An 11,885-nucleotide genomic window follows, 5' to 3' on the forward strand; every position below is an offset into this window, starting at 1 on the left:
GGCAGATTTTCAACGGCATGCCTGTTTTCAACTGACGAATCGATAAATGAGATGGGATGACAAAAACGGTGTGATACTGGCGCAGTAGGCGCCGCTGTCCGGATCTTCGATTATGTAATTCAAGCTATCGACCACCTCTTCGTAATAAATCACCCCGTCTGCTCCCACTCGGGTGTCTGGCTGCCCGTCTTCGAGCAGGCGGGCCATGAAGCCTTTCATTTCGGCCACCGAGTTTATGTGCCGACCGCCCAGAACAATCCGCCCGGAACTGTCGACAATGGCCGTGAAGTTGACGGGGACGGCATTGTCGGGTTCTCTTGACTCGATCAGTACGGTTGCTCCCTGATTGAACTCGGGAATACGTTGACCATTCATGTCGATCTTGCAAATGGCCAGAACACCTCTGCCGCGAGCGATGTTTATACTGCCTCTGTTTCCGGCGCAGACAATATTGCCGTCAGCGTCCGGTATCAGCGTATTCCAGCGCGAATAAGCGTAATTGCCAAAGTCTGTAAAATATCCATCTGAGGCGAATGTGGTATCGAGGGCCCCGTTTTCATGAAACCTGGCAATAAAGGGAACACCTGGATGTTCGCCGCCGATGACAATCCTGCCATTGTCTTGCACGACTAAACGATAAGGCTTGAACCACATATAACTTTCGGGCTCCATCAAGCCATCGGTATTGAATGTCGGGTCCAGTTCTCCGTCCGGGGTGAGCCTCAGGACATAAGTGCGATGAACATATTCAACCATGTCTCTTACTGTGGTGAGGACGAGCAGTTTTCCATCGCTCAATACCTTGAGGTCACCGTATTGTTCATCGGGGAATCGCAGGGACTTTGTCTGGGGAATGCGGCTGGCAAGTGCGCGCAATGGCGCCGGCCATTGCCCTGTGTTGCCGGGGAGTGGATACAGGCGCAGCCCATTGTTGCCAAAGGCCGGATCTTTCTGGCCATCCGCTGTAAAACAGGCCAGTACCAGGCTACTGACTCGCTGGCCCTTGATCGTTATTGTGGTATCCAGCCGGGTCAGGTACCGGCCATCTGGCAATAGATCCACATTCAGCAGATAACCGTCGTTCTCGGCCAGAGGGGCGCTGCGTACATTAACAAAGGCATAGCCATTCTGACCGAAGGTTGTATCCAGGCTGTTATCAGGTTTTATTCTGACCAGGCAGGGAGGCTGGCTATAAACTTCATCCTGGCAGCCGGCAATAAAAGAACCATCGGCCAGCCTGAGCAAGGTATCGACAGAAAAATTTCTCTGGCCTTCTATCGGGTTGGGAATGAAGATGGGTTGAAAGCCCGGATCAATTTCACCGGACCTGGGCGAAACAGGGGTGTTGTTCATTGTCGTATTCCTTATAAATGAAAATACACGTCCCTTCCTGTTTTTAAGAAGAACGGAAGTGGGGCGTGCTGAAAGGCGTCCTGCCTTTTTAATTCTAGGTAATCAAAGGCGCTGCAATAGGTTCACGTTATATTCATTTGCACTATGAAGTAGAGAGTTTCACGTAATCTGAGTGAGGGTATAAAGTCAATGATGTCGTTGTGGTTGAGTTTTCGGTGATGACCGGTTTTTGAATAATGTACTAACCTGCCTTGAGTCGGGCATGACTGTCCTGCAGGGAGGGAGTAAATGTAACCATCTTGTGACTTTTGCGCGTCCCTTCGTTACCGTGCTCGAAAAACCCTTGGTTAAACTGCTTTGAGCGCAAGCACAGACTTGCTCATGCATAACAACAAGAAAGGTCAAATCGATGAATTCACTCTCACGTCTCGCTGTTGTCATTTCCCTCGCCTCGTTGTTCCCTCTGAGCGTTACTGCTGCCGATTCCAAAGGCACTATCGAAGTCGTGCACTGGTGGACGTCCGGTGGCGAAAAGGCCGCTGTCGATGTTCTGAAAGCGCAGGTTGAGAAAGACGGTTTTACCTGGAAGGACGGCGCAATTGCCGGCGGTGGTGGCGCGACAGCCATGACCGTACTCAAGAGCCGTGCAGTTGCGGGTAACCCGCCTGGCGTTGCTCAGATCAAAGGCCCGGACATCCAGGAATGGGGTGCCACCGGCCTGCTCGATAACGATGCGTTGAAGGACGTTGCCAAGGAAGAGAAGTGGGATTCTCTTCTGGACAAGAAAATCTCCGACACCGTGAAATTCGAGAACGAATACGTTGCCGTGCCGGTGAACATCCATCGCGTCAACTGGCTGTGGATCAACCCGCAAGTCTTCAAGAAAGTCGGTATCGACAAGGCACCGACCACTCTTGAAGAGTTCTACGCAGCAGGTGACAAGCTCAAGGCAGCCGGTTTCATTGCGCTGGCCCACGGTGGTCAGCCATGGCAGGACAGCACCGTATTCGAGGCTGTAGTCCTCTCGGTCATGGGCGCAGAAGGCTATCAGAAGGCCCTCGTCGATCTTGACCAGAAAGCCCTGACCGGCCCGGAAATGGCCAAGTCATTCGCCGAACTCAAGAAAGTCGCCACTTACATGGATGCCAACCGTGCCGGTCGTGACTGGAATATCGCGGCGGCTGATGTCATCAACGGCAAGGCCGGCATGCAAATCATGGGCGACTGGGCCAAGAGCGAGTGGACCGCCGCCAAGAAAATCGCAGGCAAGGATTACGAGTGCGTAGCCTTCCCTGGCACTGCCAAGGCGTTCACCTACAACATCGACTCGCTGGCCGTGTTCAAGCAGAAAGACAAGGGCACCACCGCTGCTCAACAGGATCTGGCCAAGGTCGCGCTGGGTGAAAACTTCCAGCAGGTCTTCAGTATCAACAAAGGCTCCATCCCGGTTCGTAACGACATGCTGGCCAATATGGAAAAGCACGGTTTCGACTCCTGCGCCCAGGCTGCTGCAAAAGATTTCCTGGCTGACTCGAAAACCGGCGGTCTGCAGCCAAGCATGGCCCACAACATGGCGACTACGCTGGCGGTACAAGGTGCATTCTTCGATGTCGTGACCAACTACATCAACGATAAAGATGCCGACCCTGCGGCTACTGCCAAAAAGCTGGGCGCTGCAATCATGTCCGCCCAGTAATGATCGTTACCTGAACCCCAGCCGCAGTTCGTGCTGATGAAACCGTACCCCGGTTTCACACACGCCTGCGGCCTGGATTCGATATTCCGGATTGGATATTCCCGATGAGCTCTGTCGCTGTGTTCAGCAAAGCCTCGCCTCTGGATGCGCTGCAACGCTGGTTGCCCAAGTTGGTACTGGCACCCAGCATGTTCATCGTGCTGGTTGGTTTTTACGGTTACATCCTGTGGACCTTTGTGCTCTCGTTCACCAACTCGACGTTCCTGCCGACCTACAAATGGGTCGGGCTGGCGCAATACATGCGCCTGATGGACAACGACCGCTGGTGGGTGGCAAGCAAGAACCTGCTGGTGTTCGGTGGCATGTTCATCGCTATCAGTCTGGTGGTCGGTGTGGTGCTGGCGGTGTTGCTGGACCAGCGCATTCGTCGTGAAGGGGCGATTCGCACCATTTATCTCTACCCGATGGCGCTGTCGATGATCGTCACCGGTACGGCCTGGAAATGGCTGCTCAACCCGGGCCTTGGCCTGGACAAGATGCTGCGCGACTGGGGCTGGGAAGGCTTTCGCCTGGACTGGCTGGTCGATCCGGACCGCGTTGTGTATTGCCTGGTCATCGCGGCGGTCTGGCAGTCTTCCGGGTTTGTGATGGCGCTGTTTCTGGCGGGCCTGCGGGGTGTCGATCAATCGATCATCCGCGCCGCACAGATGGATGGCGCGAGCCTGCCGCTCATCTACTGGCGCGTGATATTGCCCAGCCTGCGTCCGGTGTTCTTCAGTGCCGTGATGATTCTGGCGCACATCGCCATCAAGAGCTTCGACCTGGTGGCGGCGATGACGGCCGGCGGTCCCGGTTATTCGTCCGACCTGCCAGCGATGTTCATGTACTCCTTTACCTTCAGTCGTGGCCAGATGGGCATGGGCTCGGCCAGTGCGATTCTGATGCTCGGCGCGATCCTGGCGATTCTGGTGCCGTACCTGTATTCCGAGCTGAGGACAAAACGCCATGACTAGTCATATTGGCAAACCTTCCATCAGCTTCAGTCGGATTCTGATTCATGCCGTGCTGCTGCTGGCATGTCTTCTGTATCTGGTGCCCTTGGTGGTCATGCTCCTGACCAGCTTCAAGGCACCTGAAGATATCGGCAGCGGTAACCTGCTGAGCTGGCCAAGCGTGGTCACGGCTATCGGCTGGATCAAGGCTTGGGATATCGTCGATGGCTACTTCTGGAACTCGATCAAGATCACCATCCCGGCAGTGATCATCTCCACAGCTATTGGTGCGTTGAACGGCTATGTGCTGTCGATGTGGCGCTTTCGCGGTTCGCAACTGTTCTTCGGCCTGTTGCTGTTCGGCTGCTTCCTGCCGTTCCAGACGGTCCTGCTGCCAGCGTCCTTCACCCTCGGCAAAATGGGGCTGGCCAGCACCACTACAGGCCTGGTGTTCGTGCATGTGGTCTACGGGCTGGCATTCACCACGCTGTTCTTTCGCAACTACTACGTCAGTATTCCGGATGCGCTGGTCAGGGCGGCACGTCTTGACGGTGCGGGCTTCTTCACGATTTTCTGGCGGATCATCCTGCCGATGTCCACGCCCATCATCATGGTCTGCCTGATCTGGCAGTTTACCCAGATCTGGAATGACTTCCTGTTTGGCGTGGTGTTTTCCAGTGGCGAATCCCAGCCCGTTACCGTGGCGCTGAACAATCTGGTCAACACCAGCACCGGGGCCAAGGAATACAACGTTGACATGGCGGCGGCGATGATTGCCGGGCTGCCGACACTGCTGGTCTACGTACTGGCTGGCAAGTATTTCCTGCGCGGGCTTACGGCCGGCGCGGTCAAGGGGTAATCATGGCGACTCTCGAACTACGTAACGTAAACAAGACCTACGGCGCCAACCTGCCGGACACGCTCAAGAACATCGAGCTGAAGATCAATGATGGCGAGTTCCTGATCCTGGTAGGCCCGTCCGGCTGTGGCAAGTCGACGCTGATGAACTGCATTGCGGGCCTTGAGAGCATCAGTGGCGGCGCGATCCTGATCGACGACGAAGACGTCAGCGGCACCAGCCCGAAGGATCGTGACATCGCGATGGTGTTCCAGTCCTACGCGCTCTATCCGACCATGAACGTGCGGGAGAACATCGAGTTCGGTCTGAAAATCCGCAAGATGCCCCAGGCTGCCATCGACGAAGAGGTGAGCCGGGTTGCCAAGCTGTTGCAGATCGAACACCTGCTCAATCGCAAGCCGGGCCAGTTGTCCGGTGGTCAGCAGCAACGGGTCGCCATGGGACGTGCTCTGGCGCGGCGTCCGAAGATCTACCTGTTCGATGAACCGCTCTCCAACCTCGACGCCAAGCTGCGGGTCGAGATGCGCACCGAAATGAAACTGATGCACCAGCGTCTGAAAACCACCACTGTCTATGTCACCCACGACCAGATCGAGGCCATGACCCTGGGCGACAAGGTGGCGGTCATGAAGGACGGGATCGTGCAGCAGTTCGGTACGCCCAAGCAGATCTACAACGATCCGGCCAACCTGTTCGTCGCCAGCTTTATCGGGTCGCCGCCGATGAACTTCATTCCGTTGCGTCTGCAACGCAAGGAAGGCCGTCTGCTGGCCGTGCTCGACAGCGGTCAGGCCCGTTGCGAGCTGCCGCTGGGCTTGAGCGATGCCGGGCTGGAAGATCGCGAAGTGATCCTTGGGATTCGTCCGGAGCAGATCACGCTTGCATCGGGCGAGCCCAACGGTCTGCCGACCATTCGCGCCGAGGTGCAGGTCACCGAGCCGACTGGTCCGGATACCCTGGTTTTCGTCACGCTCAATCAGAGCAAGGTCTGCTGCCGTCTGGCGCCAGACGTCGCGCCTCAGGTGAGTGAAAGCCTGACCCTGCAATTCGACCCGGCCAAGGTCCTGCTTTTCGATGCACAGAGCGGCGAGCGCCTGGGTGTCCTGGGAAAGCAGCAAACGGCTGAGCGCGTGGGCAATGTCACGCAAATGATCCGTTAAGCGTTACCGAGCACAGCTGTCGGGTCGAGCGCTGCCATACCGCATGACCCGCCAGTGAACACGAAGCAGTAAGTAAAACGTGCACCAAAGCTAATAACAATAAAACGAGGATTGATGGGATGAAGAAGATCAAGGCTAAATCGCTTTCCCGGTTCCAATTGGTACGCAAACTGTCAGTTGTGGGTGCGATGAGTCTGGCGGGCAGCGTACATGCTGCCGATGCGTTCGACGCCAACTCACCGTGGATGACGGGCGACTGGGGTGGCACACGCACCGAGTTGCTCGACAAGGGGTATGACTTCTCTCTGGAATACGTTTCCGAGATGGCCAGTAACCTCAAGGGTGGCTTTAACGACGACACCACCGGTCGTTACAGTGACCAGTTCGCTTTCGGCTTGAAAGTCGACCTGCAGAAAGCCTTTGGCTGGCAGGATGCAGAATTCAAGCTGGCCATTACCGAGCGTAGTGGTCGCAACATCTCCAATGACCGGATCGGCGATCCTCGTGCGGGCACGCTCAGTTCCTCTCAGGAAGTCTGGGGCCGTGGCCAGACCTGGCGTCTGACGCAAATGTGGATCAAACAGAAGTATTTCGATGGCGCCCTGGACGTCAAGGCTGGCCGGTTCGGACCAGGCGAAGACTTCAACTCCTTCCCGTGCGACTTCCAGAACCTGTCGTTCTGCGGCTCGCAGGTGGGTAACTACGTCAACACCTGGTACAACTGGCCAATCAGCCAGTGGGCCTTGCGCATCAAATACAACATCACGCCTGAGGTCTATGCTCAGGTCGGTGTGTACGAGCAGAACCCGTCCAACCTCGAAACCGGCAACGGATTCAAGCTTAGCGGTAGCGGCACCAAGGGCATGATCCTGCCGGTCGAACTGGTCTGGACCCCGACCGTCAACTCGCTGCCCGGCGAATACCGTGTCGGTTTCTACAAGAGCACGCCAAGTGCCGACGACGTTTATGAAGGTGCCGACGGTCAGGCTCAGCCGATCTCTGGCGGTGCGTTCAAGTCTCACAGCAGCAAGCATGGCTGGTGGATCGTGGCTCAGCAGCAGTTGACGGCTCACAACGGCGATTCGTCTCGTGGTCTGAGCATCTTTGCCAACGCCACTGTGCATGACAAGGAAACCAACTTCGTCGACAACTACCAGCAGATCGGCCTGACCTACAAAGGTCCGTTCGATTCGCGTCCAAAGGATGACATCGGTATCGGTATCGCCCGTATCCACGTCAACGACGATGTACAGGACCGTGTCCGTCTGCAAAACCAGCTTAACGGCATCAACGACTACGACAATCCGGGCTACCTGCCGGTACAGGACACCGAGTACAACTCGGAAATCTACTACGGCTTCCATGTCACCAACTGGCTGACCGTGCGTCCTAACCTGCAATACATCAAGCATCCTGGCGGCGTTAGCCAGGTTGACGATGCCATTGTTGCGGGCCTGAAAATTCAGTCTAAGTTCTGATTTCACAAACCGCTCAAGGTCGTGTGTGCTTTACGGGCAGCCTGGCTGCCCGTTTTTTTATGGTCATGAATACCTTTATTTTCAGAGGTGCGGTTGGCGATGTCCCTCACTAACGCGCAGATGCACGAGCACCCTTTACAACGCTTTTTCACCTCCCGACGCGTCAGGCCGACCTTCGAGTGGGATCGCTACCAGTTGCGGGATGTGCTGGTGATCGATCATCCCCAGTGCCAGGCCGTGTTCAGTCGTCAGGGCGGGCAGTTATTGCATTTCCAGCCTCGGGGTCAGAAACCCTGGCTCTGGTGTGCTGCGCAATGGCCGCAGGTCGGCGCCATTCGTGGTGGCGTGCCGGTCTGCTGGCCTTGGTATGGCCGTCATCCCAGTGAAAGCGGCTGGCCTGCCCATGGCTGGGCGCGTCTTCTGAACTGGAAGCTGATCGACAGCGCTGAGAGCGAGGCAGGCGTGACCCTGCACTGGCAGTTGCAGCTCTGGGACTGGCAGGTGGATCTGCATGCCGAACTGGGGCAGGGCATGGAACTGCGCCTGAGCACCCGGCACGAAGACAGCGAGCCCTGCCATTTCAGTCATGGGCTGCATGCTTATTGGCGTATCAGCGATGTGGCGGGCGTCGCGCTGGAGGGGCTGGATGGCGCGCAGGGCTACGACAAGCTCAGTCGGCAGGTCTGCCAGCAGGAAGGCGAGCTGCGGGTTGCTGGAGGCTGCCAGCGGGTCTTCGAGCATACCGGCGCCTTGCAGCTTCAGGACAGCGCCTGGAAACGGCGTTTGCACATCGACACCAGCGACAGCCCGAGCACGGTGGTCTGGCATCCCGGCAGCAGGCCGCTATTGGGTGTCTGTGGCAGCGAAGCCAGCGGCTTTGTCCGTGTTGAAGCGACTTCATGTGAGAGTGAACACGGAAGCCTGGAGCCGGGCGAGCAGGCGCAGATCAGGTTGCAGGCCTGTCTGGCATAGGATCGAATTCGTTCCTTGCGCGCAGGAGCGGATTTATCCGCGAGACGTCATTGAAGGCGATACAGTTTCTTCGGATGCATGGGCCTCTCGCGAATAAATTCGCCCCTGCCGGTTGGGGGGCGATCAGCCCTGATCTTCCGCCGGATACCGGCTGTCATTCAGGCTTTCCTTGATCTTGCGCAGGTGTGGCTGGAAGTCCACGCCGCGGCGCAATGTCATGCCCGTGGCCAGTACGTCGAGGACGGTCAGCTGGATGATCCGGGACGTCATCGGCATGTAGATGTCGGTGTCTTCAGGCAGCGGAATATTCAGGCTCACGGTGCTGGCCTTGGCCAGGGGAGAGCCCGCAGCAGTGAGACCCAGTACCGAGGCACCGTTGGCCCGTGCAATGCGTGCCACTTCCACCAGCTCACGGGTGCGTCCGGTGTAGGAAATGATCACGAACAACTCACCGGTATGCGCCACCGAGGCGATCATGCGCTGCATCAGCACGTCCGCATGGGCGGTAACTGCCAGGTTGAAGCGGAAGAACTTGTGCTGGGCATCCAGCGCCACGGGTGCCGATGCACCCAGGCCGAAGAAGTGGATCTGGCGGGCCTGGATGAGCATGTCCACCGACTTGCTGATCAGGGTCGGGTCCAGTTGCTGGCAGGCGCTGTCCAGTGACGCGATGGCGCTGCCGAAAATCTTCTGGGTGTAGGCCTCGGGATTGTCGTCGGCTTCCACTGCCCGGCTGACATAGGCCGCACCGCTGGCCAGGCTTTGTGCCAGTTGCAGTTTCAGCTCGGGGTAACCGCTGACGTTGAACGAACGGCAAAAGCGATTGACCGTCGGCTCGCTGACTTTCGCCGCCTGGGCGAGGGCCGCGATGCTGAGCCGCGTGGCCATCTGCGGGTTGAGCAGGATCACCTCGGCGACCTTGCGTTCAGCCTTGTTCAGCTCTTCGAGCCGGACCTGGATCTGCTCCAGGAGATTTTTTGCGCGGTCCATTTCAAGTCCTTGTCGCGGCTGATTACCAACGGTTTTGTATTAGCTCTTTAGCCTGTAGCAAAGGTGGCCTATCGTACTGGTGGCCTGTGTCGATCACCACTGGAATATGGTTTTAGACAAAATGTTGTGGTTATTACTACATATGGCCTTGAGTAACGCCTTTAAAAAAGGTATTTGTAGCCTAACTTGATAAAAGAACCAACATTATGCCCTCGATTACGGTTGAACCGTGCACTTTTGCCTTGTTTGGCGCCTTGGGCGACCTGGCGGTGCGCAAGCTGTTCCCGGCTCTTTACCAACTCGACCGCGCCGGATTGCTGCATGACGACACCCGGATTCTTGCCCTGGCGCGCGAGCCTGGCACCGAGCAGTCGCATCTGGCGTACATCGAAAAATCCATGCGTCGCTTCATTCCCGAAGCTGAACTGGAAGCGGACAACGTTGAACGTTTCAAGGCACGCCTGAGCTATCTGCACGTGGACTTCCTCAAGGCAGAGGATTATGTGGCCCTTGCCGAGCGTGTCGGCGATGCCGAAACGCTGATCGCCTACTTCGCCACACCTGCGTCGGTCTATGGCGCCATCTGCGAGAACCTGGCATCGGCCGGTCTGGCCGATCGCACCCGCGCGGTGCTGGAAAAGCCCATTGGCCATGACCTGGCGTCCTCGCGACGGGTCAATGACGCCGTGGCGCAGTTCTTCCCGGAAAACCGCGTCTACCGGATCGACCACTATCTGGGCAAGGACACGGTGCAGAACCTCATTGCCCTGCGCTTCGCCAACAGCCTGTTCGAGACCCAGTGGAACCAGAATCACATTTCCCACGTGGAAATCACCGTGGCCGAGAAGGTGGGCATCGAAGGCCGCTGGGGCTATTTCGATCAGGCCGGCCAACTGCGTGACATGATTCAGAACCATTTGCTGCAACTGCTCTGCCTGATCGCCATGGACCCGCCCAGCGACCTGTCGGCCGACAGTATTCGTGACGAGAAGGTCAAGGTGCTCAAGGCACTGGCGCCTTTCACTCCCGAGCGTCTGGCGACCCAGGTGGTGCGTGGCCAGTACACCGCCGGTTACAGCGAAGGCAAGTCGGTGCCCGGCTATTTGGAGGAAGAAAACTCCAATACCCAGAGCGACACCGAAACCTTCGTGGCCCTGCGCGCCGACATCCGCAACTGGCGCTGGTCGGGCACGCCGTTCTATCTGCGTACCGGCAAGCGTATGCCGCAGAAGCTGTCGCAGATCGTGATCCACTTCAAAGAGCCGCCGCACTACATCTTCGCACCTGAACAGCGTTTGCAGATCAGCAACCGCCTGATTATCCGCTTGCAGCCCGACGAAGGCATTTCCCTGCAAGTGATGACCAAGGATCAGGGGCTGGATAAAGGCATGCAGTTGCGCAGCGGCCCGTTGCAATTGAATTTTTCCGACACCTACCGCAGCGCCCGGGTCCCGGATGCCTATGAGCGGTTGTTGCTGGAAGTGATGCGCGGCAATCAGAACCTGTTTGTTCGCAAAGATGAAATCGAGTACGCGTGGCAGTGGTGCGATCAGTTGATCGCCGGCTGGAAGAAGGCAGGCGATGCGCCCAAGCCTTACGCCGCCGGTTCCTGGGGCCCCATGAGCTCCATTGCTCTGATTACTCGTGACGGGAGGTCGTGGTATGGCGATATGTGATCTTGAGCTGCCAGCAGGGCTGGTGGCACGCGAATTCGATAACCCGCAGCAGCTGGCCGGTGCGCTGGCTGGCAATGTGGCCGAGCGCCTGAACGCTGCCATCGCCGCCAATGGCGTGGCGACCCTGGTGGTGTCTGGTGGGCGCAGCCCGGTGGCGTTTTTCCAGAGCCTGGCTGAGCAGCCTGTGGACTGGTCCCAAGTGGTCATCAGCCTGGCTGACGAGCGCTGGGTTCCTGTCGAGCATGCCGACAGCAATGCTGGCCTGTTGCAGCGCCACTTGCTGCAAGGCCCGGTGGCCGAGGCGAAGTTCATTGGCCTGTACACCCCGGCCGCGAGCCTGGAAGAAGCGGCTCTGGCAGCCGATGAGATTCTGGCGCAACTGCCTGCCATCGATGTGCTGATCCTCGGGATGGGCGACGACGGGCACACCGCGTCCCTGTTCCCCGGCAGCCCGAATCTTGCCCAGGCGCTGGACCTGAATGACGAGCGCCGCTGCCTGCCGATGCTGGCCCCCAGCGTGCCTCATCAGCGCCTGACCCTGACTCGCCGTCTGCTGGCTTCGGCGCGTCATCCGATTCTTTCCGTGTCCGGCCAGGCAAAGCTCGACACATTGCGCACGGCGCTGGCGGGCGACGATATCGCTCAACTGCCGGTCCGTGCCTTCCTCAACTCAACACTTGAGATTTACTGGTGCCCATAAGCAAAGGAT

10 protein-coding genes are annotated in these 11,885 nt (G+C 57.7%); 8 read left to right on the forward strand and 2 right to left on the reverse strand.

Annotation, left to right across the window (positions count from 1 at the left end; genetic code table 11):
• Window positions 1-27: 27 nt before the first annotated feature.
• Window positions 28-1,353, reverse strand: a complete 1,326-nt coding sequence (locus KGD89_RS05280) for a delta-60 repeat domain-containing protein (protein ID WP_025258766.1) — start codon at window positions 1,351-1,353, stop codon at window positions 28-30.
• A gap of 409 nt (window positions 1,354-1,762) precedes the next feature.
• Between KGD89_RS05280 and KGD89_RS05285 the strand changes: the two genes are divergently transcribed.
• The 6 genes from KGD89_RS05285 to KGD89_RS05310 all read left to right on the forward strand — a co-directional run bounded on the left by KGD89_RS05285 (window position 1,763) and on the right by KGD89_RS05310 (window position 8,510).
• Window positions 1,763-3,049 carry an ABC transporter substrate-binding protein gene (locus tag KGD89_RS05285; protein WP_025258767.1) on the forward strand — a complete coding sequence of 429 codons (1,287 nt, stop codon included), beginning with the start codon at window positions 1,763-1,765 and terminating at the stop codon, window positions 3,047-3,049.
• A 104-nt stretch (window positions 3,050-3,153) separates the two neighbouring features.
• Window positions 3,154-4,062 carry a carbohydrate ABC transporter permease gene (locus KGD89_RS05290; protein ID WP_025258768.1) on the forward strand — a complete coding sequence of 303 codons (909 nt, stop codon included), beginning with the start codon at window positions 3,154-3,156 and terminating at the stop codon, window positions 4,060-4,062.
• Window positions 4,055-4,900 (forward strand): carbohydrate ABC transporter permease, encoded by an 846-nt coding sequence (locus KGD89_RS05295; protein WP_025258769.1) that lies wholly within the window; start codon window positions 4,055-4,057, stop codon window positions 4,898-4,900. The genes KGD89_RS05290 and KGD89_RS05295 overlap by 8 nt, the downstream gene beginning before the upstream one ends.
• Before the next feature lie 2 nt (window positions 4,901-4,902).
• The gene (locus tag KGD89_RS05300; protein ID WP_025258770.1) at window positions 4,903-6,060 is read left to right on the forward strand and encodes an ABC transporter ATP-binding protein; all 1,158 of its coding nucleotides are present in this window, start codon (window positions 4,903-4,905) and stop codon (window positions 6,058-6,060) included.
• 119 nt (window positions 6,061-6,179) lie between these two features.
• Window positions 6,180-7,538 carry a carbohydrate porin gene (locus tag KGD89_RS05305; protein WP_025258771.1) on the forward strand — a complete coding sequence of 453 codons (1,359 nt, stop codon included), beginning with the start codon at window positions 6,180-6,182 and terminating at the stop codon, window positions 7,536-7,538.
• 120 nt (window positions 7,539-7,658) lie between these two features.
• A complete protein-coding gene (locus KGD89_RS05310; protein ID WP_038400209.1) occupies window positions 7,659-8,510 on the forward strand; it encodes a D-hexose-6-phosphate mutarotase in 852 nt (283 codons plus the stop codon).
• Window positions 8,511-8,633: 123 nt separating this feature from the next.
• Here the strand turns inward: KGD89_RS05310 and KGD89_RS05315 are convergent, their stop codons facing one another.
• Complete coding sequence (locus KGD89_RS05315; RefSeq protein WP_025258773.1) at window positions 8,634-9,500, reverse strand: MurR/RpiR family transcriptional regulator; 867 nt, start codon at window positions 9,498-9,500, stop codon at window positions 8,634-8,636.
• 206 nt (window positions 9,501-9,706) lie between these two features.
• On the opposite strand from KGD89_RS05315, the gene zwf reads away from it, so the two are divergent.
• Window positions 9,707-11,176: a glucose-6-phosphate dehydrogenase gene (gene zwf / locus KGD89_RS05320; RefSeq protein ID WP_025258774.1), complete on the forward strand. Its 1,470-nt coding sequence runs from the start codon at window positions 9,707-9,709 to the stop codon at window positions 11,174-11,176.
• Window positions 11,163-11,876 (forward strand): 6-phosphogluconolactonase, encoded by a 714-nt coding sequence (gene pgl, locus KGD89_RS05325; protein WP_025258775.1) that lies wholly within the window; start codon window positions 11,163-11,165, stop codon window positions 11,874-11,876. Before zwf ends, pgl begins: the two co-directional genes overlap by 14 nt.
• Window positions 11,877-11,885: the final 9 nt, after the last annotated feature.

Source organism: Pseudomonas cichorii (assembly GCF_018343775.1).
Taxonomy (GTDB): Bacteria; Pseudomonadota; Gammaproteobacteria; order Pseudomonadales; family Pseudomonadaceae; genus Aquipseudomonas; species Aquipseudomonas cichorii.

What these genes read in the sequence shown, in the direction of transcription:
- KGD89_RS05305 (WP_025258771.1), top strand. Translation starts at nt 6,180, where the DNA reads ATGAAGAAGATCAAGGCTAAATCGCTTTCCCGGTTCCAATTGGTACGC.
- pgl (WP_025258775.1), top strand. Translation starts at nt 11,163, where the DNA reads ATGGCGATATGTGATCTTGAGCTGCCAGCAGGGCTGGTGGCACGCGAA.
- KGD89_RS05295 (WP_025258769.1), top strand. Translation starts at nt 4,055, where the DNA reads ATGACTAGTCATATTGGCAAACCTTCCATCAGCTTCAGTCGGATTCTG.
- KGD89_RS05300 (WP_025258770.1), top strand. Translation starts at nt 4,903, where the DNA reads ATGGCGACTCTCGAACTACGTAACGTAAACAAGACCTACGGCGCCAAC.
- zwf (WP_025258774.1), top strand. Translation starts at nt 9,707, where the DNA reads ATGCCCTCGATTACGGTTGAACCGTGCACTTTTGCCTTGTTTGGCGCC.
- KGD89_RS05290 (WP_025258768.1), top strand. Translation starts at nt 3,154, where the DNA reads ATGAGCTCTGTCGCTGTGTTCAGCAAAGCCTCGCCTCTGGATGCGCTG.
- KGD89_RS05280 (WP_025258766.1), bottom strand. Translation starts at nt 1,353, where the DNA reads ATGAACAACACCCCTGTTTCGCCCAGGTCCGGTGAAATTGATCCGGGC.
- KGD89_RS05310 (WP_038400209.1), top strand. Translation starts at nt 7,659, where the DNA reads ATGCACGAGCACCCTTTACAACGCTTTTTCACCTCCCGACGCGTCAGG.
- KGD89_RS05285 (WP_025258767.1), top strand. Translation starts at nt 1,763, where the DNA reads ATGAATTCACTCTCACGTCTCGCTGTTGTCATTTCCCTCGCCTCGTTG.
- KGD89_RS05315 (WP_025258773.1), bottom strand. Translation starts at nt 9,500, where the DNA reads ATGGACCGCGCAAAAAATCTCCTGGAGCAGATCCAGGTCCGGCTCGAA.